24 protein-coding genes are annotated in these 25135 nt (G+C 60.7%); 11 read left to right on the top strand and 13 right to left on the bottom strand.

The genetic code is table 11. From position 1 onward, the window contains the following. Positions 1-545 precede the first annotated feature (545 nt). Positions 546-767, bottom strand: a complete 222-nt coding sequence (locus HQR01_RS07755) for a hypothetical protein (protein WP_011413806.1) — start codon at positions 765-767, stop codon at positions 546-548. Between the two features lie 308 nt (positions 768-1075). After that, positions 1076-1474 (bottom strand): single-stranded DNA-binding protein, encoded by a 399-nt coding sequence (locus HQR01_RS07750; protein ID WP_011413805.1) that lies wholly within the window; start codon positions 1472-1474, stop codon positions 1076-1078. Between the two features lie 747 nt (positions 1475-2221). On the opposite strand from HQR01_RS07750, the gene chrA reads away from it, so the two are divergent. Together chrA and HQR01_RS07740 are read left to right on the top strand one after the other, a co-directional pair. Then, positions 2222-3616, top strand: coding sequence for a chromate efflux transporter (gene chrA / locus HQR01_RS07745; RefSeq protein WP_119512568.1), 1395 nt, complete (start codon positions 2222-2224; stop codon positions 3614-3616). A 23-nt stretch (positions 3617-3639) separates the two neighbouring features. Beyond that, positions 3640-4557, top strand: coding sequence for a DUF1259 domain-containing protein (locus tag HQR01_RS07740; RefSeq protein ID WP_225081837.1), 918 nt, complete (start codon positions 3640-3642; stop codon positions 4555-4557). Between the two features lie 319 nt (positions 4558-4876). Here HQR01_RS07740 and HQR01_RS07735 read toward each other — a convergent pair whose 3' ends face one another. From HQR01_RS07735 to HQR01_RS07710, 6 genes are all read right to left on the bottom strand, one after another. Next, a complete protein-coding gene (locus tag HQR01_RS07735) occupies positions 4877-5146 on the bottom strand; it encodes a hypothetical protein (protein WP_119512645.1) in 270 nt (89 codons plus the stop codon). A 288-nt stretch (positions 5147-5434) separates the two neighbouring features. Beyond that, entirely contained in the window at positions 5435-6796 is a 1362-nt protein-coding gene (locus HQR01_RS07730) for an aminotransferase-like domain-containing protein (protein WP_173214033.1), read from the bottom strand. Continuing rightward, complete coding sequence (locus tag HQR01_RS07725) at positions 6777-7217, bottom strand: DUF983 domain-containing protein (RefSeq protein WP_173216233.1); 441 nt, start codon at positions 7215-7217, stop codon at positions 6777-6779. The genes HQR01_RS07730 and HQR01_RS07725 overlap by 20 nt, the downstream gene beginning before the upstream one ends. A 509-nt stretch (positions 7218-7726) precedes the next feature. Next, the gene (locus tag HQR01_RS07720) at positions 7727-8923 is read right to left on the bottom strand and encodes a tyrosine-type recombinase/integrase (RefSeq protein WP_011413787.1); all 1197 of its coding nucleotides are present in this window, start codon (positions 8921-8923) and stop codon (positions 7727-7729) included. Continuing rightward, positions 8920-10092 carry a site-specific integrase gene (locus HQR01_RS07715; protein ID WP_011413786.1) on the bottom strand — a complete coding sequence of 391 codons (1173 nt, stop codon included), beginning with the start codon at positions 10090-10092 and terminating at the stop codon, positions 8920-8922. The genes HQR01_RS07720 and HQR01_RS07715 overlap by 4 nt, the downstream gene beginning before the upstream one ends. Before the next feature lie 596 nt (positions 10093-10688). Then, positions 10689-10910, bottom strand: coding sequence for a hypothetical protein (locus tag HQR01_RS07710; RefSeq protein WP_173214031.1), 222 nt, complete (start codon positions 10908-10910; stop codon positions 10689-10691). Between the two features lie 343 nt (positions 10911-11253). Between HQR01_RS07710 and HQR01_RS07705 the strand changes: the two genes are divergently transcribed. Continuing rightward, complete coding sequence (locus HQR01_RS07705; RefSeq protein ID WP_173214029.1) at positions 11254-11520, top strand: DUF6437 family protein; 267 nt, start codon at positions 11254-11256, stop codon at positions 11518-11520. Positions 11521-11586: 66 nt separating this feature from the next. On the opposite strand, the gene HQR01_RS07700 is transcribed toward HQR01_RS07705, so the two are convergent. From HQR01_RS07700 to HQR01_RS07680, 5 genes are all read right to left on the bottom strand, one after another. Beyond that, complete coding sequence (locus HQR01_RS07700) at positions 11587-11985, bottom strand: single-stranded DNA-binding protein (RefSeq protein ID WP_173214027.1); 399 nt, start codon at positions 11983-11985, stop codon at positions 11587-11589. Positions 11986-12255: 270 nt separating this feature from the next. Then, on the bottom strand, positions 12256-12525 hold the full coding sequence (locus HQR01_RS07695; protein WP_173214025.1) for a hypothetical protein: 270 nt from the start codon (positions 12523-12525) through the stop codon (positions 12256-12258). A 70-nt stretch (positions 12526-12595) separates the two neighbouring features. Continuing rightward, positions 12596-13531, bottom strand: coding sequence for a DUF2493 domain-containing protein (locus HQR01_RS07690; RefSeq protein WP_173214023.1), 936 nt, complete (start codon positions 13529-13531; stop codon positions 12596-12598). A 219-nt stretch (positions 13532-13750) separates the two neighbouring features. After that, entirely contained in the window at positions 13751-14191 is a 441-nt protein-coding gene (locus tag HQR01_RS07685) for a hypothetical protein (RefSeq protein ID WP_173214021.1), read from the bottom strand. Positions 14192-14202: 11 nt separating this feature from the next. Then, entirely contained in the window at positions 14203-15132 is a 930-nt protein-coding gene (locus tag HQR01_RS07680; RefSeq protein ID WP_173214020.1) for an ArdC family protein, read from the bottom strand. Between the two features lie 194 nt (positions 15133-15326). Here HQR01_RS07680 and HQR01_RS07675 point away from each other — a divergent pair, with 194 nt between their 5' ends. The 8 genes from HQR01_RS07675 (at position 15327) to HQR01_RS07640 (ending at position 24978) form a co-directional block, all read left to right on the top strand. Beyond that, positions 15327-15680: a hypothetical protein gene (locus HQR01_RS07675; protein ID WP_119594115.1), complete on the top strand. Its 354-nt coding sequence runs from the start codon at positions 15327-15329 to the stop codon at positions 15678-15680. A gap of 62 nt (positions 15681-15742) precedes the next feature. Continuing rightward, complete coding sequence (locus tag HQR01_RS07670) at positions 15743-16966, top strand: TolC family protein (protein WP_120108324.1); 1224 nt, start codon at positions 15743-15745, stop codon at positions 16964-16966. Between the two features lie 2 nt (positions 16967-16968). Further along, complete coding sequence (locus HQR01_RS07665; protein WP_173214018.1) at positions 16969-18210, top strand: efflux RND transporter periplasmic adaptor subunit; 1242 nt, start codon at positions 16969-16971, stop codon at positions 18208-18210. A 13-nt stretch (positions 18211-18223) separates the two neighbouring features. After that, complete coding sequence (locus HQR01_RS07660) at positions 18224-21385, top strand: efflux RND transporter permease subunit (protein ID WP_173214016.1); 3162 nt, start codon at positions 18224-18226, stop codon at positions 21383-21385. 104 nt (positions 21386-21489) lie between these two features. Then, a complete protein-coding gene (locus tag HQR01_RS07655) occupies positions 21490-22173 on the top strand; it encodes a HupE/UreJ family protein (protein WP_225082084.1) in 684 nt (227 codons plus the stop codon). Positions 22174-22198: 25 nt separating this feature from the next. Beyond that, the gene (locus HQR01_RS07650; protein ID WP_119594106.1) at positions 22199-22801 is read left to right on the top strand and encodes a transmembrane anchor protein; all 603 of its coding nucleotides are present in this window, start codon (positions 22199-22201) and stop codon (positions 22799-22801) included. 30 nt (positions 22802-22831) lie between these two features. Next, positions 22832-24166: an MFS transporter gene (locus HQR01_RS07645; RefSeq protein WP_119594104.1), complete on the top strand. Its 1335-nt coding sequence runs from the start codon at positions 22832-22834 to the stop codon at positions 24164-24166. 236 nt (positions 24167-24402) lie between these two features. After that, positions 24403-24978, top strand: coding sequence for a L,D-transpeptidase family protein (locus tag HQR01_RS07640; RefSeq protein ID WP_120108318.1), 576 nt, complete (start codon positions 24403-24405; stop codon positions 24976-24978). Positions 24979-25135 lie beyond the last annotated feature (157 nt).

The raw sequence follows: 25135 nt of genomic DNA, 5'->3' as shown, positions 1-25135 counted from the left end.
TCTGTGCCGACTCGGCACGGACGAGAACGCAAGTGGACCGGATCCGGCACAGAAGATGGTATCGGCGAAATTTCGTGAATTCGCGAAACAATTCCGCGCCTTCCATCGCAGCACCCGCTGCGTACGGTGTGCTGGGTCAAGCCCATTCTCAATTGCGGATCAGTGACCAGTTGCTTACCGGGCCAGATTATTGGAGAAAATGCTTTCGTTTCAAAACGGAAGCGTAGCGCAGCGTCGCCTTTAGCGGCGGAACTTTTTGTTCAGAACCGAGATATTCGGACGAGAATTTTCCTCAAATGTTCCGAAATGGGGACCAAATAGCCAACATCAGTGGCCAATGTTCTGGCCTGCTTGGATATGACGGCAAAGGAGCAAGATGTATTGTCCGGCGCAATGGACCGACATGCCAGAATGTTTGATCTTTATCGAATCCAGGGGCGACCGATTATGCGTCCAACTTTCGCACTGCGCCATCGCCATCCTTCACCCCTGTGAACATGAGAATAGGACAGGAACCGTTGCCGGTCCCTGCCCTGCTCATGCGGTCAGAACTCGTCTGACATCGCCCCGTGGATGGTGTGCACCACGCGCGCTGCAAGGTGCGCCGGAAGTACATTGTAATCGCCCTCATCCAGGGCAAAATATCCAAGGCGCTTGTCCTCGATAATGTGCTGATCGAAGAAGCTGTGCAGCGCCCGCCCCTCTGCCACAGCCAGTGCGGCAAAGTAGCGATCCGAAGTCGAAGTGCGTTGAAATTGCGTAGCCATAATTTCCTCCTGATGTCTGCCGTTGACGGCAGGAGCAGGACGGATGGGCGTGCGGCCGGCGGGTCAGGGATCGTCCTGAAGGGCGACCGCGAAGCGGCGGTAGGGGTTACGATTTTGTCGGACCGCAGCGGAGCGAAGGGGAGGCAAAATGGTGGGACCCTGCCGTCCTTGATGCGCCGGTTGCACGCCCATCATAATGGGACAACCGTGAGCCAGGCCCCTCCCCTTTAGGTCTGATAGAGCAACAGAAGAGGGGCGCTGTCCGGTCTGGACAGCGCCCCTCTGATGGGCATCGATGATGGAATATGTCAGTCGATCTCGGGAGCGTCGGTATTGTCGTTGTCGTCGCTCGAACCACTGCCGCGGGAGAGAAAGTCGATCTTGTCGGCGAGGATCTCGGTACCGTAGCGCGTGACCCCGTCCTTATCCTCCCACTGGGTGTAGTGGATGCGGCCCTGGACGCTGACCAGCTGGCCCTTGGAGCAGTACTGGCCGACGGTCTTAGCGAGGCCGTTGAAGCAGGTCACCCGGTGGAACTCGCTTTCCTTGGCGGTGTAGCCGTTCTTGTCCTTGTAGGTCTGACCGTCCTTGTCGCGCAGCGGGCGATCGGTGACGACGGTGATCCCGGTAACACTGGTGCCGCCCTGGGTCGTACGGGCTTCCGGATCGCGGGCGAGGCGGCCGGTGATGATGGCGATATTGGTCATGAGCTGTATCCTTCAGTTCCTCAAACCGGAGACCATCTCCGGCTTGCGAACATCCAGAAGAAGCAGGGCATGGGAGGACTGCACCGCAGGCCCACAGACCTGTCTGGTGGCCAAGGGAAACCTGTTCCTGACGGGTGGTGCGGGCAGGCGTGCGAAGCGCGACCACACGGCCGTCAAAGGAACGGGTTGCTGTCCTCAGCTGACCTGCTTTATGGAATGTTCGCGACAAATGCCGGATGGGTATCGGGTGTGGGTCTGAAGGTGCCAAGACCCCGCTGAAATCAGCTTACCCCATCGCCTGCCGATGCCGCCAGGAGATCCATCGAGTTGCAGGCTGCTTCCCGGTTTTCCTCGTTCTCGAACGCCACGTCGAGGTCGGGGGCGTACCCGAACATGTGCTGGAGCGACCACAGGGCAAAGCGCTTGCCCCGGTCCAATTCTGGCTCGGCTAGCGTCGACTTTGCGCCCCAATATTGGACATTTGATCGGTCTCGTCGCGATCCTGAAACCTGCCACTGGACTAGGTAGTAGCTGAGGGCGGCTTCGTGCCCTCAATTCGGAAATCGGAGATACAAATGCCGATCTCGAAAGCCGACATTCTCCAAGTGCAAGGCAGACTGTTCGCGTAAGGCTTTTGACAACACCAGATCAATGATCTAGCAGTTTGACTTCGGGCACTTATTCCGGCGCCCGGTAAGGCAATGCGCCCAAGTCCGGCTCGATGAGCTGTGTGCGAAGGACGCGTTGATGAATTCTCCCGCTAATTCAGGTTCCGTAGAACAAACTCCGATCCCGTTTTCCGAAGGGGTGCGTGTCTGGGCGCGCGTGGCCGCGTTGAGCTTTGGTGGACCAGCGGGCCAGATCGCGGTGATGCACCGCATTCTAGTCGATGAAAAGCGCTGGATCGGGGAGAACCGGTTCCTGCATGCGCTCAATTACTGCATGCTCCTGCCCGGACCGGAAGCCATGCAGCTTGCCACCTATATTGGCTGGTTGCTCCACGGCGTTCGCGGTGGCCTCGTCGCAGGATGCCTGTTCGTCCTTCCCGGCTTCCTCAGCATTATGGCGCTTAGCGTGCTCTATGCCAGTTTTCAGGAGGCCAGCTTCGTCCAGGCGATTTTCTTCGGCATTAAGGCGGCGGTGCTCGCCATAGTCATCGAGGCCCTGCTGCGCATCGGGAAAAGGGCATTGAAAACTTGGCCCATGTATCTGATTGCCGCCGCAGCCTTCGTGGCGATATTCGCATTCGATGCACCTTTCCCGCTGATTATCGCGGCCGCCGCGCTGGTCGGTTTTCTTGGAGGGCATTTCGATCCTGCACGGTTTCTGGTCATTCGCGCCCGTGAAACGACCGAGGACGGGGAGAGCGAGCCGGAAGCCGTGCTTCATACAGGCGGTATGGCGAAAGCGCAGCCTACATGGCGCGGAGCAGTCCGCACGGCCTTGATCTGGGGCAGCATCTGGGCAGCTCCCATAATTGCGCTGATCCTTCTTGTTGGCCCAAATCACGTGTTCACGGAACTGGCGGTTTTCTTCTCCAAGCTCGCGGTCGTGACATTCGGGGGCGCGTATGCCGTGCTGGCCTATATGGCGCAGGAAGCCGTGCAGACGCATGGCTGGCTTGCCCCCGGTGAAATGCTCGATGGGTTGGGCATGGCGGAGACCACGCCGGGTCCACTGATCCAGGTCGTCCAATTCGTGGGGTTCATGGGGGGATATCGCGAAGCAGACATGTTAGGCCCGGTGGCTTCGGGCATCGCGGCTTCGGTCATCGTCACGTGGGTCACGTTCGTGCCGTGCTTCCTATGGATTTTCCTTGGTGCGCCATTTATCGAAAAACTGCGCGGCGTGAAGCTTCTGACAGCGGCGCTTTCGGCGGTGACGGCAGCAGTCGTCGGTGTGATCCTAAACCTTGCCATCTGGTTTGCGCTGCACGTTGCCTTCGCACGGCTTGACGAGGTTCGAGGTTACGGCGCACGCCTGCTCGTGCCGGACTTCGCCACGATCGACGTCGCCTCCGTCGTCATTGCCGCTGCGGCCCTGATCGCCATGCTGCGCTTCAAGATCGGGATGTTGCTCGTTCTCTTCGTGAGCGCACTCATTGGGTCGCTGTATTACCTCGCAATGATGGCTGGCACCTGAAATCACATCCAAGGAGAACTAAGATGAAGCAATTACGCAGAACATTGTTCGTCGGCGGCTTGGCTCTATCGCTATCAGCGATGTCGGCGGCTCTTCACGCGCAGGATAATCTCGGCAATCTCGAGGCACTGATTTTCGAGGCATCGCACTCGGAGGTCACCATGACCGACGATGGGGTCGCACGCATCGGTTGGACGCGCGCCGACGTGCCGGTGATGGTCGACGGCATGCGCCTCGATCCCCCGGCAGGTCTCGGCTCATGGGCTGCCTTCAAACCCGTCGATGGCGGAGTGATGGTCATGGGCGACACGGTCGTATTCGAGGATGAGATAACAGCCGCGATGGACGCTGCCCTCGCCAACGGGTTGACCGTCACCGCGCTGCACAATCATTTCATATTCGACGATCCGCCGGTCTATTTTATGCATATCGGCGGGCATGGGGAAACCGCCAAGATGGCAGCGGGTGTAAAAGCCGTCTGGGATGCCATCAAGGAAGTGCGCGCCGCCTCGCCGACGCCGCAGCGCAGTTTCGGTGGCATGACGCCGGATGCAAACGGCACGATCGAAGCCCTGGCGCTGAGCGAAATCTTGGGCACCGAGCCAAGCATCGCCGATGGTGTCGTGAAATACACCTTCGCTCGCCAAGGCCGCATGCACGGCGTTGAGATCGGTGGTTCGATGGGGCTTACGACCTGGGCGGCGTTCTCGGGCACCAACGACCTTGCCGCCGTGGATGGTGACTTCATCATGACCGAGGACGAAGTCCAGCCCGTGCTCCGCGCACTGCGCGAGCGGGATATCCATATCGTAGCATTGCATAACCACATGATCGGCGGTGAACCGATGTTTTACTTCCTCCACTACTGGGGAGTGGGTCCAGCAAAAGAGCTTGCAGCGGCGATTGCTGCTGCCCGTAACGCACAGGCCGAAACCGGATAGGCGCAACCATTCCGATAAAAATCAGTAAGGCAGCGATCGCTTGCACCTCATTGCGACAGGCATTGTCTTCGAAATGGCAGGGAACGTGAGTTATGTCGCTAGCTGGTGGGCTTGTCTTTGAATGCGATGTGGATGGGACACGGCGCCGCGATTTGAATCGCGACCGGATTGTCCGTTTTCTTAGGAAAGCTCCCGAAACCAGACTGTCTCGAAGCGGCCCAGAACTCGCCACGATATGGCAGCTAAACTACCGGCGCCCGAAACCAAGCCGGTCAGACGATTCATACGTCGGATTGGTTCACGGGAATTCTGGTCACTTTCACTGGCCGGGAAATGGGATGACATTGGCGCTATCAAGAAAGGTCGCCATACCTTCATCAGCGACTACCTGCTCGAACGCCCTGAATGCCGCGTCATCATCTGCGAACTGGTCATCCCAAACGATCGAGGTACCCTTCTCATTGACGACTTCGAGGGTCCATTGACCTTCGTCCTCCAGACGAAAAATGTTCACCTCGACAGAAACCCCATCTTTCGATTGGCTACCCGATAGGCCGGAAGTGACAAGGTTAGGGTCGCGTTTGCTCATATACTGCTGGATATTGCAGAAGGGCATCCGTGTAAATCGCATCGACGCCGCACAAATGACCGGCGAATTTTGCCGGCAATGTGGCGGGGCATGTCTGGTGTAAAATAAGAGAGGCTACTGGCCGAGGCAGAAACCCAACGGACCGTCAGCTTTGCCCTGTCCGGAGCTTCACAGCCGACATTCCGGAAACGGCCCAGAAGCTGCCCATTGAGGTCTTTCGAATTATACGACTGGAATTGGGCCGGTTCCGGACTTGCCGGTTTGAACAAGAGCCACCGGGAAAGCGGCCTAAATGATATCAGCCCGCTCGACGTCGAGTAGAGATAGATGGCCCGCGAGTTGTCTCAAAGCGGCCTCAAGGGTTGTTCGTGGGGCCGTGCCGCCAAGCGAGACCCTCAGCGCTTGCGCGGCGACCTTGCCTACCGCGAACCTGTCGGATGGAATCGCTCCGACACCCGCGGCAGTAAGCTGCTGAGAGAGCATGGAAGCCGACGCTCCAGCTGGAAGCGAAAGCCAGAGATGGTAACCCTGAGGCTGGAGGCAGATTGAATGATCCTTCAGGATCTTGGCAGCAAGATCCGAACGCCATTCGGCTTCGCCCCGCACTGCCGACACCAAGCTGTCAAAGGCCCCCTCGCGCAACCACATTGCGACCATTGCCGCATTGAGCGGAGGTGGCATCACAGCGGTGTCATGCACCTCCGCCGTTAGCCGCAGTGCATCTGCCACGGTGGGCGCGCTGATGAAGGCAATCCGCAGAGCAGGTGAGATGATTTTGGACGTACTGAGGATGTGCCACGATTGCTGCGGAACAAGGCTGGAAATCGCCTGCAGCGGACTCTTTGGCAGAAGGCCATAGGCATCGTCCTCGATGATCTGCAGCTTGTATCGCTGAGCGACCTCAGCAATTCTCCGACGTTCCGAAAGCGGGATGGTGGTTGCCGTGGGATTGTCGTTGGTAGGAACGACATAGAGCGCCGCAATATCATTCTGCCGACAGGCAAGCTCCAGTGTATCGGCATTCATGGCCTGCAAGGGAACCAGTTCGACCCCCAGACGCAAAGCAATTGCGCGAAAGCCGGGGTAGACGAACTCTCCGCAGGCGACCCTGGCACCAGGAGCAAGTACCGCCCGCGATACGGCGAGCAGCGCATTCTGGCCGCCAGCCGCCGTGACTACCTGATCCATAGCCGGTTTCAGCCCGACCCGCGCCGCAAGGTCGGTTCCAGCCCGGATGATTGCCTGATCATTGCCAGCGGATTGATATTGGAGCAATGAGCCCGCGTTCTGGCCAAGAGCCAAATCGAAAGCTCTTTTCATCTCTTTCTGGAGAATCCCGTCCGATGGGACAGGCGGCGTATTCAATCCGGTATCCACTTGCGCGGCTGCGTAGATCGAATGCGTGGCCGTCTCCCGCACGAAGCTCCCGGCTTTCCCCCGACCATCGATCAACCCACGCTGACGAGCGATGTTGTAGGCACGGGTAACGGTGGTCAGATCAAAGCCTAGAGTTTGCGCCAGTTCGCGCTGTGGAGGCAATCGCGCGCCAGGCTTCAGCTCGCCAGTCCCGATAGAATTCGTCAGTGATTCCGCGAGCGCAAGATACTTGGGGCCAGCTTTTCCGCTCAGATCAGGAACCCAGTTTGTCATTTCTGGAATCATCCTCCCGCTCGTGCATTTCCGCCCACAGTTTCTCTGTGCCGGCTTCGACAGCCTTGTTGACGAACTGCGAGGCCACAAGCCACCCCTTGATTGGACGCAACGGCAAAACGCAGCCAATCCCTAACAAGGGGAGGCCGATCACGAAAAGCACCAGAGTCGGGAGTTCGAGCGAGACCTGTAGCCAAACGATCACGGCAAGCAATGGGGGGGCGACGAAGCAGAGGGAAAAAAAGGCTGGCCCGTCGTCAGGAGATGCGAACCGATAGTCGAGACCACATTGCTCGCATTTGTCGGTGACCTTGAGCCACGAGCGAAACATGTCGCCTTTCCCGCAGCGAGGACACAACCCTTTCCAACCCGCTTCGAAAATCCACGCTCGTTTGGTTCGCTCGGAAATCTTCACCACCATATTCCCTACATAAAATGTATTGATCCATACATACATAGCAACAAGATAGGCGAAAAGCTAATTTTTTGAGCTTTATGATTTCCCGTGAACCATACAAAATCTCCAAGGGGAGCGCGAGCTAGCCGTGACCGTTACCCTATGGGTCGCTCGGATCAATTTCCGGCATAAGATCGTGCCAGAAATTACCCAAATGGGTCGCCACAACGGTGACTGGCAATCGGCAGTCGTATCCAGCTATGTGGATCCCGGACAGCTGAGACCGGGGCGCGAAACTCCCTTCGCACTGAGCCGTGCGAATAACCGCTTTTGGGATCTCCCGGATAGTTTCGGAACGACGAGATTTGGGGCGCGAAGCAGACTTTCCCCCTTATGTCCGTCTTTGCGTTGCATTCCCGATCGAATCGTCAGGCACCTCTCGGGATGCTGCTGGCCGATTGACGAAGGAGCACGACATCTAAAAGGAAGGCACTCGGCTAAAGCCGGGATCTTTTCAGGTCTGTTCCGCTTGCTCAATTTAGCATGCACTCGAGCAAATCGCCGATTTGCTGCGCCGCTTCAAGCAAATGACCGTCATCGAAATGAGCATAGCGCGCGGTCGTCTGCACATTAGCATGACCGAGCAACCGTCCGATCATCGGCAAGGTTTCCTTGTTCATCGCTGCATGGCTAGCAAAGGTATGGCGCAAGTCGTGGATGCGAACGTCGGGTAGCCCTGCTTCGTCTCTGAGCCTGCGCCAGAAGCCATTCACGCATCGAAGCGGTTTGCGGTAGCGGTAGTTCCAGAATGGATATGGGATCCTCTCGAAGCGCGGAAGCGCGGCGATCACCTCGCGCGCTGCCGAGCCAAGCCAAACCGTTCGCGGCCCGGTTTTGCTATCGCGCAAGTGCAGCCGGTTGCCCTTGATGTCGGTCCATTCGAGCGTGAGGATTTCGCTCTTGCGACAACCAGTCAGCAACAGGAGCGTGATCGCTGCACCCGAACATTGCTTGGTGCGATCCTCTGATGCGCGCAGATTTGTCAGCTCGGCACCCAGACGGGCCAGTTCATCATTGGTAAGGAAGCGCTCGCACTGGCGCTTGCGGTTGGGCCGGACGGAGCGGCACGGATTGGTGTTCTCGAGCCGGTAGCCCCAGTCCTCTGCCTTGTTCAGCATATGCTTGAGGATTTCGAACGTACGGTTCGATGCTCCCGGTCCAGTCAGATTGTTGAGGTCCGCGAACCAGCTCGTGACATGGCCCTCGTTGAGTTCGTCGATGTAGACGCCGACAAAGGCATCATCGAGATAGCGGCGGCGGTAGCCGGTGTGCGTTTCCAGGGTCGATGCTTTCCAACGTGGCGCCCAGCGATCCCAATATTCGGTCACGAAATCGGCGAAGCTCGGCGCGGACCGGATGCGCTGGCGTTCGGTCGCCGGATCGCGACCGACCTGTGCATATGCGATGACGCGGCGCGCGACCATTTGGGCCTGATAGCGAGTTAGGACCGATGTAGGCCCGATTGTGACCGTGCGCATTCGGCCTGCCATGCGCGTCTGGACGATGTAGACGTTGCGGCCACTCGGATAGTGGCGAATGCCAAAACCGTGCTCGACACCAAGCCAGGTCGTGGTGCGCGCCTTGCCTTTGGGAACGAGCTTGAAGTTGACCGTTGCCCCGACCTCGGCAAGCGCCTCTTCGACGATCTTCTTGAGACTGGCGGCGGTCATGGCCTGAGGCCAATAGCTTGCGCCAGCGAGCCGGAAATCCGCTCGGCGGCTTCGCCGATCACATCATCGGACAGATGCGCATATTTGGCGGTCGTCTCAACCAGCTTGTGGCCCAGCAGCTTGCCGATGGTCGATAGCGGCACGTTTTCCATAATCGCTGTTGAAGCAAAGCTGTGGCGCAAATCATGGATACGAACGTCGGGCAATGCGCAGCGCCGCCGGAAAACGAACCACCACTGATCGAAGTTCACCGGACGCTTGCCGGTCTTGTTCGGGAATACCAGCTCGCTATCTTCGCGCCGCTCGATCACCGCAAGTACGTCCTGCGCCTGCGAATTGAGCCAGATCACCTTGGGACCGGTCTTGCTGTCTGGCAGCAGCAGTCGCGGTGGCTTCACCCACTCCCAGCGCAGATTCTTGATCTCGCCCACGCGCGCGCCGGTGAACAAGAGCAGGCGAGCGATTGCGACCTCTGCCGGTCGGTCTGCCTCAGCCTCTCGCAATGCCGCTCCGATCCGGCGATACTCGGCTGGCGTCAAATAGCGTTCGACGCTTTGCCGCTTGTAGCGCGGCATTCCTCGACAGGGGTTCGAACCTGGCCGACGCATCTTGAGCGCCTCGGCATATTTGAGCAGCGCGGACAGCACGGGCACGGCGCGGTTGAACTTCACCTCGCTCTCTCCCGCGCATCCATCGCGCCAGCGGTGGATGTCTGCTGGAAGGATGTCCGCCACGCGCGTGTCGCCAAACGTAGGCTTGATATCGAGCCGCCACGCATCCCAATTTCGTTTGGTGGTCGAGGGCTTCCAGACGCGGGATAGATCATCCCAATAAGCCTCGACGAAATCGGTCATCGTTGGGGTGGCCTTCACCACTGCGCGCTTGGGCAATCCGTCGAGCGCGGTTTCTGCAAGAATGCGGCGAGCCTGCGCCCTTGCCAGTCCCGCCTCAAGCTCGTCGGTCCGGCCAAGGGTGATGCGCCGATGCTTGCCGCGATGCCGCAAGCGAACGAACCAGAAGTAGTTCCCGCTCGGCCTTACGCGAAGACCGAAGCCTGCCAGCTCGGTGTCCCAGATGCAGTATTCGCGTTCGCGCTGCGGCAGTTTGCGGCGGGCAAAATTGCCATCGAGAAGCGCTCTACGGGCAGACCTTCGACGTTTGGGGACCATATGGCATTCGCCCTCATGCAAACTGCCCCCAGAACCCTTGGAATTACTGTCATTTGCGGGGACCGGGCGGCATTCAACAGCACCCTCTCTGCCGAGCACTTTGAGCGTTTCGCGCACTGATTTTATTGCACTTTTTCCCAAAACATAGCAGTGCTACTGCGTACGGTGTGCCAATTCTGTTCCCCATTGCGCGGCGAAATCCGGTGACCCTAGTCGTTCCGTTCTCGAAGGCATTTTCCAGCAATGCCCTTGGCGGCGCGAGCAACCAGTTCGGGGCGGTAAACGAGCCTGATCTGCAACTGAACGAATAATACGCACAAGGACCGCACCCACCGCAAAGGCGGCGGCAAAGGAGCGCGTGCGGTGTCCGGGACCGGGGCCTGTCGGTTCCCGCGGCACCGCGCCGGTCCGACCCGCTGTCGTTCGGGAGTGCGTGCGGGGCCCAGAACAAGAAGGCCGCGCCCGCAGGAGCACCGCCGAAGGCGGGGCGGGACCGAGCGCGACCCCAGCCCCGCTCCGCTTTTCGTCCCGCTCCAGTGCCAGCGAACACGAAAAAAGGGCAGGAACCGTGACCGGCTCCTGCCCTCGTATGGTCGTCAGTATTCGTCCAGCATGGCCCCATGGACCGTGTGCACCACGCGGCTGGCGAGATGCGTGGGCAGCGCGTTGTAGTCACCCTCGTCCAGGGCGAAGTAGCCCAGGTCTTCATCTTCCATCACGTGCTGGTCGAAGAAACTGTGCTGGGCGCGCCTTTCGGCAACTGCAAGCGCTTCGAAATAGCTGTGCGCGTTCATGTCCAAGGTGCTGAGTGTAGTCATGATATCCTCCTGAAACCTGTCGCTGAGACGACAGGAAACAGGCGGAGGGGCATGGGGCCGGCGGGTCAGGGATCGCCCCGAGGGCGACCGCGAAGCGGCGGTGGGGGCAACGATTTTGTCGGACCGGAGCAAAGCGCAGGGGAGGCAAAATGGTGGGGCCCCGCCGTCCTTGACGCGCTGGCCCCATGCCCATCACCCTTGGAATTCGGTGAGCCGGCCCCCTCCCCCGCTCCGTTACTTAGTGCAAGGGACGACCCGCGCGATTGGACTTTCCTACAGGCTGTGCCCGGGTGCATGTTGATCGACGGGAGGATCCACCGAGGGGTGCAGGAAAGGAACCCCGATGCCAACAAAACGAAGCGCTGTCGCAGCACTCCGGAAACTCGAAGCTGACCGGCTGGCACTCACCGAGCGCCAGAAGCAACTTGAGGAGCAAGCCGCACTTGAACTGGGCCGCATCATCCTAGGAACAGGACTTGAGACCTTCTCGAAGAAGGCGCTCGCAAAAGTTGCCCGAGAGCTCGGAAAGCTCGGCGAAGAAGCATCTCTGCTGAGCCTGCTTCCACCGGCTCGCTCGTCTTCTCGCACCGAACAGTCAACCGGTGAGTAGCAACAGTAAGAAGGGGCCCTGTCCGGTAGGACAGGACCCCTTCGGGAAGGAGACCGACGGGAGAGTTCAGTCGATCTCGGGAGCGTCGGTGTTGTCGTTGTCGTCACCCGAGCCGTTACCGCGCGAGAGGAAGTCGACTTTGTCGGCGAGGATCTCGGTGCCGTAGCGCGTAACCCCGTCCTTGTCCTCCCACTGGGTGTAGTGGATGCGGCCCTGGACCGATACCAGCTGGCCCTTGGAGCAGTACTGACCGACGGTCTTTGCGAGGCCGTTAAAGCAGGTCACCCGGTGGAACTCGCTTTCCTTGGCGGTGTAGCCGTTCTCGTCCTTGTAGGTCTTGCCGTCCTTGTCGCGTGCGGGGCGATCGGTGACGACGGTGATCCCGGTGACGTTGGTGCCGCCCTTGGTCTCGCGGGTTTCCGGATCGCGGGCGATGCGGCCGGTGAGGATTGCGATATTGGTCATGGTGATATTCCTTCGGTTCCTCAAACCGGAGACCATCTCCGGCTTGCGAACATCCAGAAGAAGCAGGGCATGAGAGGACTGCACCGAAGGCCTGAAGGGCCGAAGGGAAACCTGTTACTGACGGGTGGTGCGGGCAGGCGCGCGAAGCGCGACCACACGGCCGGAAAGGAACGGGTTGCTGTCCTCAGCTGACCTGCTTTATGGAATGTTCGCGACAAATGCCGGATGGGTATCGGGTGCGGGCCTGAAGGTGCCAAGACCCAGCTGCAATCAGCCTGCCCCATCGCCTTCCGATGCCGCCAGGAGATCCATGAAGTTGCGCGCGGCCTCCCGGTCCTCCTCGTTCTCGAAGGCCACGTCGAGGTCGGGGGCAGACCCGAGCATGTGCAGGAACGACCACAGCGCAAAGCGCTTGCCCCGGTCTTCCTCAAGGCCAAGATCGACCCGGCAGTGCTCGATGCCAGCTGACAACGTATCGGGGGCAACCCCGGAGAGGTCAGTGGTGGCAAAGTAGCGCTGCAGCAGATCGTCAAGTTGCATGACCGGTCTATAATCGGGTCGGCGCCCAATGCACATCCAGACAATGCAAATGCAGATGATGATGGGCCCGTCAGGACCCGGGAGAGGTGCCCAAGAGGCCGCGACGATCGACCACGGTGATCCGGCGCGTCTTAGCATCGATCACCAGTCGTTCGGTGACGCCATTGCCCGCAAAGGCGACGACATAACGCGGATTGAGCGAAAGCATTTGCTCGTTGCGCTTGAACCCGGCGCGGGCACCAAGCCGACGATCAAGTGAGTAGGTCAGTTGCTGCACTTCGCGGCGTTCAGCCCAACTCGCTGCCAGGCGATCGGCTCCCTTGCCGTCGCCGCCATGGACCAGGAAGAGATCGGGAACCACATCGCGAACCTTGTCGAGCGTCGCCCAGATATTGTCGGCATAAACGCGCGCATCCTCGGAATTCTCGAAGGTCTGACGACCGCCGGCAAAGACGATTGGAGTTCCTTCCGGAATAAGGGCGTGACGCCGGTTCTCAGCACGTGCGCGGAGGAAGTCGCGGGCATCAACTACGGCTGACGTGAGGTGGCGCGAATGGCTTGTCCGCGAGCCGGAAGCGGGCTTCCAAGAGGAACCGGTCTCGTCGCGATAAAGTGCTGCCGCAGCCTCACGCATTTGCTCAAACGCCAGCATGCTGGCTTCGGCGGCCTGTGCACGTTCGACCTGCTCTTCCAGATTGCTGGAATGCACCTCGGAGCCATCGGCTGATGCGAGGAGGACCCGGATCTCGTCACTGGCCCGGTCGAGCTGAGCGGACTTCCGGCTGGCGGCATGGTGAAAGAGATTGACCACGCCCCAGGCAATGTCCTCGGCATCGGCTTCGAGGGCCGTGTCGGAAAAGATCGCGAAGAGGTCGGACCATATGGCGACAAGCGTCTGTTCGATCGCATCCTCGCAGGGGAAATCGGTCTCGTTGAAGGGGGCGGGCCTGATGCTGAGGCCTGAAAGGTCAAGGCCGCTCAACTGGTCGATGAAGCTGTCGTACATGGGGTGTCTCCTGATCGCGGGGACAAGGAGAGGAGGCACCATTGCCTCGCCCCTGTCCGCCGGAGCCCGATCAGGGCCGGGAGAAGGGGCGAGACGCACCGCGCAGCGGGAAACCTGCGGCCCTAGGCTGGCGCGGGCAACACGGGCCGACGGGCCGCAGGTTGCGGCGCGCCCCGACCGGCCCAAGGGCCTCTCCTGGCGGGCAGGGATGAGGCAGGATCAGGACCCGGTGTCGCAGTTGGATCGGGAGCGCTCGAAGATCGCTTCGCCATTCGAGAACCGCCCGACCAGGCGCAACTCAGCGAACAGGTCGATGAACCTTCCCGACACTTGAGCGAGCCAGCGCCGTGCCCTTGCCGTTCGCGGGATGTCAGAATCCGCCTCCCAGTACCGGGGATCGTCTCGTTCGGCGAGCCAGATCGCGGCGATCCCGCAATAGGTCGATATGCCGCAATCGGCGAAGGCATTGCGCAGGAGGATGCGATCCTCGCGGCCGCGCCATCCATCGAAGCGCTGAAAGGAAGGTAAGGCCGCCTTCGTGGTATCGATGATCTCTTCGACGAGGCAGTCGTAGGCCCAGTCGACATCTTCGTCGTCGCCGTCATCAAGCAGGCGAAAGGCCACCACGGAGCCGGTCGGGTAGGTGACGGAACGTCCCATCTCACTGCTCCTCAGGCTGCATCAGCGAGATCGATGTCGGTCTCGCCTTCGCTAGATTGCTGGCCACCCAGTTCGAGCAACAGGCTGGCCGCTTCCTCGGCTTTTGCTGCAGCCGTCAGGATCGCACGCTCGTCCGATTTGAGGATTTTGAGCCAGGACGCGATGTAGCTGGCGTGATGGTCGAGGTGGGTGACCGGAAGACCCAGTTCTGCCCCGAGAATGGCTGAGGACAGTTCTGCGATCAGTTCTTCGGCAGCATAGGCGTCGCTGCCGAAGCGGTTCTTGAGATCGCGGTCGAGCCGCGAAGAATGACCCGTCCAGTGCGACAACTCGTGTGCGAGCGTCGCATAGTAGTGGTCGTAGGCTTCGAACAACTCGGCTGGCGGCATGGTGACCCGGTCGCGCAGCGGCTCGTAATAAGCCTGGGCACCATGATGGCGCAGGTCTGCGCCGATATGGGCAAAGAAGGCATCAAGCCGGTCTTCGCGTCCCTCGGGCTCAAGCGCGGCAATGAGTGGCTTAGGATGATAGCACTCGGGGAGGCCGTCGCACTGATCCGCGTTGAACACCGCATAGGCCTTGAGTACGCGTCGGTTCTCGGTGTCGGCTTCGCCTTCGGCGTTCTCGACCTCCTTGGTGTAGCTCTTGTAGAAGATCGCAATGGTCGATTTCTCACCCTTGCGGACCTGTCCGCCAAGTTTCTGGCACTGACGATAGGTCATCCAGTAAGGCGAGGCGTAGCCGCAGCCATCGGCCACCATCCACAACCAGAATGTGTTCATGCCGCGATAGGGTGTCCCGCAGCTCCGCAAGGGCCGCGAGACCGGCACACCGCGCCACGGCTTAACCCAGGGCTTTGTCCCTTGCTCGAGTTTCTCGATGATGGCGGCGGTGATGCGCTGGGCTGGCGAATCTGAAACAGCGCGGCGGGACTTGGTCATGGGAGGTCTCCTGATCGCCGGGACGGAGATGCCCCGGCTCAGGAAGAGCAAAGCTCCCTCTCCTCTCTCCTTGCTGCGTGCTACCTTGCACGCGCCGGATCTTCCGTCGGACACGGGATCGTACGGCAAGCAATCGCTCAAAAACCGGTCCCTGCGGCTTGCCCATTTGCTTGCGATCAGCTAACCGCCCGCCGATGCGCCAGCTCCATTTCCTGTTTTTGTTGGCATTGCTCCTGGTCTCGCATGGCGGGCTTCCGGGATCGATTCCGCATCTGGAAGCGGCGCATGCACATGAGGCGGCAAGCGCGCATCATGCGCATGAGCACAATTCCGCCGATGTCATCGAGGTCGAGACAGACGCCGATTCGCTCGCGTCCGAAGACATCGTGCCTCACCCTGCTTCGCATTCGCACAGCTCGATTGCGATGCCGGACCAGACCGAGTTCGCGGGCAACGCCCCTGCGCCTCGAACACTTCTGCGGCCGGGCGAGACACCGCCTCTCATCGGCTTTTCGCCAGCTCCGTTAACACAGCCCCCATCAGCCTGATTTTCTGAATCCGGCCCGCATTCCGGGCCACTTTCCGTTCAGACAATCAGGAGCAATCTATCATGCACGTGTCCACGCGTGCCGCCCTTTTGGCGGCCACGTTGGTGTGGGCGACCTCGGCATCCGCCCAGACGTACACACTCGAGGAGGCCGTTCGAACTGCGGTCGCCAATTCACCGCAGGGCGAGGCGACCGCCGCGCGCCTCGACGGCCTCAACGCAGCGCGAAACGCTGCCGATACCAACCCCGCGCCCACGATCGATGGGACCGTCGAGAACATCGGCACCCCGGGCTTCTCGCAATGGCAGATCGACGGGACCTACAACCAGCGACTGGAGCGCGGCGGCAAGCGCGCGGCGCGCGTGGGCCTCGCGCAAGGCGATATCGCCGTTGCCGAGGCCGAGGCACTCGTGCGGCGTCTCGATCTCGCGAGCGAAGTCCAGGCGTTGTACGTCGAAGCGCAAGCCGCCGCCTTGTCGCTCGAACTTGCCAGGAGCAGGGTCGAGATCGCCGAGACCCTCGCCAATGAGGTGCAGCGCAGGGTCGATGAGGCGCGCGACCCTCTCTTCGCCGGAACGCGGGCCCGCACGCAATTGGCCGAAGCCCGGGTGGATCTTGGGCTGGCTGAACACGCCTTCGAAGCCGCTCTGGCGCGCCTGGCGCTCCTTACCGGCGGGGATCCAGGCAGCATCGGGGTCGTGACCTCGGGCTTCCTCGAAGCCGAAGAGATTGCCTCCATCAGTGCCGACCTTACGCCAGTCGATCTTGCCGTCTTCCAGGCCCGGCGCGAGAGGGCGGACGCGAACTATCGCCTCCAGGAAGCCAATTCGCGGACCGATCCCACTGTCTTCGCGGGTCCCAGATTGTTCGGCAATGGCGATGTCGCCGTCATTGCAGGCTTCTCGCTGCCCTTGCCCAACCGCGCGCTCAATCGGGCCAACATCGACCGCGCCGCGGCCGAGCAGCGGCAGGTCGAGGCGGACCTCGCGGTCGAACGTTTCCAGCGTCGCCGGCAGATCGCTCTGGCGGCCGAACGCGTCGAAGAGGCGCGCCACGAGGCCGAGGCGATCCAGGAGCAGGTCGTGCCCGGTGCTGAACAGACCCTTCGGGAGGTCCGTGCCGGCTATAATCGCGGAGGATTCACCTTTCTCGATGTCTCCATTGCCCAGACCGCATTGCACGAGGCCAGAGTCCGCTTCGTCGATGCGCTCGCCGAATATCATCAGGCCAAGGTCGATTACGACCGACTGACTGGCCGCTTCATCGAACTTGTTGGGGGTTATTGATCATGCGCAAGACGCATTTATTCCTCGCTGCGTTTTTTGCAGCGACACTCACCGCCTGCGGCCAGTCGGCGGATTCGCCGGAAACTTCGGAAGAACAGGCAGCCGCAGAGGGCGAATACGAGCGCGGTCCACACAACGGTCGCATGCTTCGTGACGGCGACTTCGCTATCGAGGTTACCGTCTTCGAAGACGGTGTTCCGCCCGAATACCGTCTCTACGCCTACCGTGACAACGAGCCCGTCGATCCCGAAACGGTCCGTGCCCGGGTCATGATCACGCGTCTGGACGGCGAAAAGACCACGTTCGAATTCGAACCGGAGCAGGATTACCTGCGAGGCCAGGGCGTTCTCGTCGAACCGCACAGTTTCGACGTGGTGGTAGTGGCAAACGAAGGCGACAACACCCATCGATGGGCGTTCGAATCCTACGAGGGTCGGGTCACGATCTCGGACGAGGCGGCACGTGCGGCCGGCATTCGGACAGAAACGGTCGGACCGCAGCAGGTCGGTGAAACCGTGGAAATCATCGGACGGGTTGAGCTCGATCCCTCTGGCAGCGCCGAGGTGGGAGCCAAATTCCCGGGCACCGTCATGTCGCTGCATGCCAATCTCGGCGATCGTGTAGCCCGGGGGGCGTTGCTGGCGCGGGTGGAAAGCAGCTCATCGTTGCAGACCTATCCGATCTACGCGCCGATTTCCGGAGTGATCACGCAGCGCAATACGAATATCGGCGACATCGCGGACAGCGATCCGATGTTCGTCATCTCCGATCCTTCGCGCACGGTTGCGACCTTCCCCATCTTCCCGCGCGACATCGAGCGGGTTCGTCCCGGACAATCGGTGCTCATCCGGGGCCTCGAAGGCCAGCGTGCGCAGGGCTCCCGCATCCGGGACTTCCTGCCTCTGGCGGAAGTCAGCAGCCAGGCGGTGACCGCGCGTGCGCCGCTTCCCAATCGCGACGGCTTCTGGCGACCGGGAATGGCGGTCCGGGGTCTGGTCTCGGTCGACCAGCGACGGGTGCCTCTCGCCGTCAGGACGGACGCCATCCAGCAATTCCGCGATTTTCGCGTCGTCTTCGCCAAGATCGGTGAGACCTACGAGGTGCGGATGCTCGAGCTTGGTCAGGAAGGTCCCGAGTGGACCGAAGTGCTGAGCGGGATCGATGCAGGCACCGTCTACGCATCCGAGAACAGCTACGTGATCAAGGCCGATATCGAGAAGTCGGGCGCGAGCCACGATCACTGAGGAGCGCGATTTCATGTTGGAAAGAATTGTCGAGCTGTCGATCAGACAGCGTTTCGCAGTGCTGGCAGCGGTGTTCATTTTCGCCGCCGTGGGCATTTACAGTTTCGGCCGGCTCAAGATCGATGCCGTGCCGGACATCACCAATGTGCAGGTGCAGATCAACACTTCGGCACCGGGCTTTTCACCGCTCGAAGCGGAGCAGCGCATTACCTATCCGGTCGAAACCGCCATCGCGGGGTTGCCGGGGCTGTCCTATACGCGCTCGGTTTCGCGCTACGGTCTGAGTCAGGTCACCGTGGTCTTCGAGGACGGCACCGACATCTACTTCGCCAGGCAACTCGTCAACGAGCGCCTGCAGGCGGTACGTTCGAACCTGCCGGAGACGGTCGAACCCGAACTCGGGCCTATCGCCACGGGCCTGGGTGAGATCTTCATGTACACGGTCGAGGCCGAGCAGGGCGCGGTCAAGCCCGATGGGTCGCGCTATACCGCGCAGGATCTGCGGACGTTGCATGACTGGGTGGTTCGGCCGCAGCTTCGCACGGTTCCCGGGGTCACAGAGGTCAACTCGATCGGCGGCTACCGCAAGGAGTATGTCGTAGCCCCGCTGCCCGAACGTCTTGCCGGTTTCGGTTTGACGGTCGAGGACGTGATCGAAGCGCTCGAGAACAACAACGCCAATGTCGGCGCCGGCTATGTCGAGAGATCAGGGTCGCAATATCTTATCCGCGTCCCCGGACAGGCCGAGGACGAACGCGACCTGTCCGGGATTATCGTCGATTACCGCGATGGCATTCCCATTCGCATCGCCGACGTGGCGGATGTCGAGATAGGTTCCGAGATCCGCAATGGCGCCGCAACCAAGGATGGCCGGGAAGTCGTGCTCGGCACGATCTACATGCTCGTTGGCGAGAATGCCCGCGATGTCAGTGTCGCGGTGGCCGAAAGACTGGAGGAAGTGAATCGCTCGCTGCCCGGCGGCGTCGTCGCCAATACGGTCTACGATCGCTCCGAACTGGTCGAGGCAACGGTCTCCACGGTCGAGAAGAACCTCGCCGAAGGGGCGCTGCTGGTGATCGTCGTCCTGTTTGTCCTCCTCGGCAATTTCAGGGCTGCGCTCATCACCGCTGCCGTGATCCCGCTCTCTTTCCTCCTGATGATCACGGGGATGGTCGAGAACAACGTGTCGGGCAATCTGATGAGCCTGGGGGCATTGGACTTCGGCCTGATCGTCGACGGTGCCGTCATCATCGTCGAAAACTGTCTCCGCCGGTTCGGGGAGGCGCAGCATGCGCTCGGAAGACTGCTGAATCGCGAGGAACGCTTCAAGCTGGCGGCCCGCGCATCTGCCGAGGTGATCAAGCCGAGCCTTTTCGGCATCCTGATCATCACCATCGTCTATGTGCCGATCTTCGCTCTCGAAGGCGTGGAGGGCAAGACGTTCCACCCCATGGCGATCACGGTCGTCATGGCGCTAACCGCCGCCATGGTGCTCTCCCTCACCTTCGTTCCCGCAGCGGTCGCGACATTCGTGACGGGCAAGGTCGAGGAGAAGGAGACGCGCGTCATGCGCGCCGCCAAATCGGGTTATCGTCCGATGCTCGATTTCGCCTTGCGTTCGCGCAAAGCTGTCCTTGCCGGAGCCGTGGCTCTGGTGGTCCTGAGTGGATGGGGTGCAAGCCGGATGGGATCGGAATTCATTCCCAATCTGGATGAAGGCGATATCGCGCTCCACGCCCTGAGAATTCCGGGTACCAGCCTCAGCCAGGCGGTCGCCATGCAGACTGCCCTGGAAGACAAAATTCGCACCTTCCCCGAGGTGGACCAGGTGTTCGCGAAGATCGGTACCGCCGATGTGGCCACTGACCCAGTGCCGCCATCGGTCGCCGACACCTTCGTGATCATGAAGCCGAGAGAGGATTGGCCGGATCCCCGCAAACCGAAGGAGCAACTCGTCGCCGAGATGAACGAGGCCGTCCAGCAGGTGCCGGGTTCGCGCTACGAGTTCCTTCAACCGATCCAGATGCGTTTCAACGAACTCATCGCGGGCGTGCGTTCAGACGTCGCGATCAAGATCTTCGGGGACGATCTCGACCAGCTCGCTTCCGTTGCAGCCGAGGTCGAGGGCGTTGTCTCTTCGATCGAGGGATCGCAGGACGCGCAGACCGAACAGGTGACCGGCTTGCCGTTCATTCAGGTCATCCCTGATCGCATCCGCCTGACCCAGCTCGGGTTGAACGTGGACGATGTTCAGACGGTGGTGTCGACGGCAATCGGCGGGACCGAGGCCGGCCAGATCTTCGAGGGTGATCGACGCTTCGATATCGTTGTCCGGCTGCCCGAAGAGATGCGCGAGGATCGCCAGGTGCTCGAGCGTCTTCCTATCGCACTGCCAGGTGGAGGGTCTGTCCCGCTGTCGGAGGTTGCGACGATCGAGAACGTTCAGGGGCCGAACCAGATCAGCCGCGAGGACGGCAAGCGGCGTGCGGTGGTCACCAGCAATGTGCGCGGACGGGACCTGGGTTCCTTCATATCCGAGGCGCAAGAGAGGATCGCCACGGAGATCGAGCTGCCCGAGGGCTACTGGGTCGACTATGGCGGCACATTCGAGCAACTCGAATCCGCGAGTGCGCGGCTTCAGATCGTCGTTCCGCTCGCCTTGCTGCTGATCTTCGGCCTGCTGGTGGCGCTGTTTCGCTCGGTGAAGGACGCGCTGGTCGTGTTTTCCGGGGTGCCATTGGCGCTTACCGGAGGGGTGGCCGCGCTCATGCTGCGCGGCATCCCCTTCTCGATCTCGGCGGGGGTCGGCTTCATCGCCCTGTCGGGGATCGCCGTGCTGAACGGCGTCGTCATGCTGACGTTCATCCGGCAGCTGATGGATGACGGCAAGCCGCTCGAGGACGCCATCAAGGAAGGAGCCATGGCTCGTCTGCGGCCCGTACTCATGACCGCACTCGTCGCAAGCCTCGGCTTCGTTCCGATGGCTCTGAATGTCGGGCTCGGTTCGGAGGTGCAGCGTCCGCTCGCGACGGTCGTCATCGGCGGGATCGTCTCGGCTACCGCGCTGACACTGCTGGTTCTGCCAGCACTCTACAGGGTGGTTCGCGGCGAACGCACGGAAGTCCCGGAGACAGGGACATCCGACGAAAACCCCAACCCTCAACTCGCAAGCTGAAGCCGGAGCAGTCGTCCGCAGGGTGCAATCCTGCGGGCGGCCGACATCCGGGACCGGAGAACGAAATGATATCGATAACGCAATCTCGATCCAATACAGCAGTCATGCGCATTCTCGCGCTCGCTACAGTTCTGCTAATCTTCCTCGCCTCGGGTGCCGAAGCGTGGGCGCACAATGTCGCCGAGGGGGACAAGGGCTACATCCAGGAGAGCAGCGGAACGCTGATCCTGCCCTTCATCTATCTCGGCGCAAAACACATGGTGACCGGATACGATCACCTGCTCTTTCTTTTCGGCGTCATCTTCTTTCTCTACCGGTTGAAGGACGTCGGAATCTACGTGACGCTGTTCGCGATCGGCCATTCGACCACGCTGCTGTTCGGTGTCCTGACCGGTATCACCGCCAACGCCTATCTCATCGATGCGATCATCGGTCTGTCGGTCGTCTACAAGGCGTTGGACAATCTCGGTGCCTTCCAGCGGTGGTTCGGATTCCAGCCAAGTACCAAGGCAGCAACCCTCATTTTCGGCTTCTTTCACGGCTTCGGCCTTGCCACGAAGATCATCGAATTCGAGATCGCCGAAGACGGCCTCATCCCAAATCTTCTCGCCTTCAATGTCGGTGTGGAAATCGGGCAATTGCTCGCCCTTGGCGCAATCCTGATCGTGATGGGCTTTTGGCGCAGGACCGAGAGCTTCATGCGTCACGCCTTCGCCGCCAACACTCTTCTCATGACCGCGGGCTTCATGCTCGTCGGCTACCAACTCGTCGGCTTCGCCGTAGCCTGATCACATTTTTCCAGGAGCAATAGACATGTTCAATTCACAGCGCCCGTCCACCAGCGACCTTCCCACCAACCGCCAGCTTGTCAAGGCGACCGCGTTCGCCTTGGTGACCGCGACCGTCCTCCTGGTCACCGTGGTTCTACCCGCGGAATACGCGATCGATCCGACCGGAGCGGGCCGTCTTCTTGGATATTCCGAGATGGGCGAGATCAAACAGCAACTTGCTGCGGAAGCAGCTGCCGACGAGCAGAACACAGCCATCGAGGAGGTTCGTACGCTCGCCGGTAACAGCGGCAGCGGCTCCGAAGCGGCAACGCGCCGCGATGTCACCGAATTGACGCTCGCGCCTGGTGAGGGTGCGGAAGTCAAGGCGGTCATGGCCGATGGGGCCAGTCTTCAATACGAATGGTCGGTGCAAGGTGGCCACGTCAATTTCGATACGCATGCCGATGCCCCGGGCATTTCTTACCACGGATACGACAAAGGCCGCGAATCCACGGGTGAGTCCGGCACACTCGTCGCCGCCTTCGATGGGAGCCATGGCTGGTTCTGGCGCAATCGTTCTGGCGCAACCGTAACCGTGACCCTCAAGACCGACGGCAGCTACTCCGAAATCAAGCGTGTAGTCTAGATCACTCTCTGCCCAAAGGAAGACATCGCCATGCTCTCCGTTCTGACCAATCGCACATATCGTCACCTGTTTTTTGCGCAGGTCATCGCGCTTGTCGGAACGGGGCTCTCGACGGTCGCTCTCGGCTTGCTGGCCTATGATCTCGCCGGTGCCGACGCCGGCGCGGTCTTGGGTACGGCACTTGCCATCAAGATGGTCGCCTATATCGGTATCGCTCCCCTTGCCGGGGCCTATGCCGACAAATTTCCCCGCAAACGCCTGCTTGTGGGAATGGACATCATCCGCGCCGGCGTTGCGCTACTGCTCCCATTCGTCGATGCGGTCTGGCAAATCTATCTGCTCATTTTCGTGCTGCAGTCGGCATCGGCCGTCTTCACGCCGACCTTCCAAGCAACCATTCCCGACATCCTGCCGGACGAAGAAGAGTACACGAAAGCTCTTTCCCTGTCCCGAATGGCCTACGATCTTGAAAGCCTGGTCAGTCCGGTCCTGGCTGCCGCGCTACTGGTGACCATAAGCTTCCACTGGCTGTTCGCGGGAACCGCCATCGGCTTCGTCGTCTCGGCGATGCTTGTGGTGAGCGCCGCTCTACCTCACAGGAAATCGCTGGCAAAGCGGGTGGAGGGTGTATGGCGCAAAACCACACGCGGCATGCGGGTCTATCTCAAGACACCCAGGCTTGTCGGCTTGCTGGCCGTCACCCTTGCTGCGGCGGCTGGCAGCGCGATGGTCATCGTCAACACGGTTGTCATCGTGAAAAACATGGGACGCAGCGAAGGCGACGTCGCGCTGGCTTTGGCGGCTTACGGAGCGGGCTCGATGCTGGCTGCGCTTGCTCTGCCCCGCATCCTGACCGGGGTGAAAGACCGTACGGTCATGATTTTCGGCGCGGCTCTCTTGGTCGCCACACTGGCAGCGATAGGGCTAGTGTTCGGACAGCTGGGCACCCAACCGCTCTGGCCGTTTCTGCTGGTCGGCTGGCTCGCGATGGGTATCGGGTATTCGCTTTGCGTCACGCCGAGCGGAAGATTACTCAAACGCTCGTCGGCGGATGAGGACCGCCCGGCGCTGTTCGCTGCCCAGTTCGCGCTGAGCCATGTGTGCTGGCTCGTCGCGTATCCCATGGCAGGTCAAATCGGCGCTCGCTTTGGCATGACGCCGACTTTTCTGGTGCTAGCGGCCTTGGGCATTCTGGGCGTCGGGCTTACCCTGTGGCTCTGGCCCCGCAAAGACCCCTCCATGCTTTACCATACGCATCCCGAACTGCCGTCTGATCATCCGCATTTGCAAGAGCATGGAAGCGACGGCCATCGGCACCATTTCGTTATTGACGACTTGCATGTGGGCTGGCCAGGCAAGGTTTGAAATGAACCCGGACGGACCGTCAGGAGGGCTCAGGCGGCCCGACTGGCCACCTGCTCAACCGCCGCATCCTCCGGCACAGTTTCGGCGTAAGCCTCGAAGGGATCTCGCTTTTGACGCCGGCAAAAGTGTCCGCGGCCTAAGCCTGCCTTAAGCTGGCGGGCTAGTTACCGTTGGTTGACGGTTCAAGTCGAGACAGGCGATGCGTCGACGATGGGACCGACTAAAGGAGAGAGCCAATGAGGTCCTACGTCATTCTGGCCGCTGGGGTGATTGCGACAATCGGCTCTCCCGTCAGCGAGACGCAAGCCGCTCCCCAAGAGATGGAGAGGCGTGTCGGAAGCAAAAACGGAGAATTCACGGTTCAACGCATCCTCGATATTCCCAGTCCGATCCGCTACGGTGACTGGTATTGGGATGAGGAGGGCGTGCCGGACGGTGAGCTAACGGTGACGGTCGATCTACAGGCACGAGTCATGTCGGTCTGGCGGGGCGGTTATGAAATTGGGGCCACAGCCGTGCTTCTCGGAACCGAGGATCATCCAACCCCAACCGGGGTGTTTCCAATTCTGACCAAAGAGCGGCACAATACGTCGAGCATTTACGATGACGCTCCGATGCCGTGGACCCTTCGCCTGACTTGGGACGGCATTGCCATCCACGGCGGTTCCGAGATCGAAAACGGCTACGCGAGCCATGGCTGCGTTGCGGCACCCGACCCCTTCATGGATAAACTCTTCGCAACGGCCGGAAAGGGCGACAAAGTCATCATCACGGACGGAAGATTCATCGGACTTGGTGAAAGCGTACGCTAGCTTTGCCAAGATGATCGTAGCCGCAATTGGCACGGTAGTGGCAAAAACTTCAGGAGGGCAGCTCTCGGCCAGCGAGCGAGAGTGCTCAATTCATAACATGACGGGAAAAAGCGGCCCGTCCCGATAGGGACGGACCGCCCGCCGAGTGACCTAGACC

The organism is Erythrobacter mangrovi (genome assembly GCF_013260645.1).
Lineage (GTDB): Bacteria > Pseudomonadota > Alphaproteobacteria > Sphingomonadales > Sphingomonadaceae > Qipengyuania > Qipengyuania mangrovi.
This window is presented reverse-complemented; position numbering and strand designations above follow the sequence as displayed.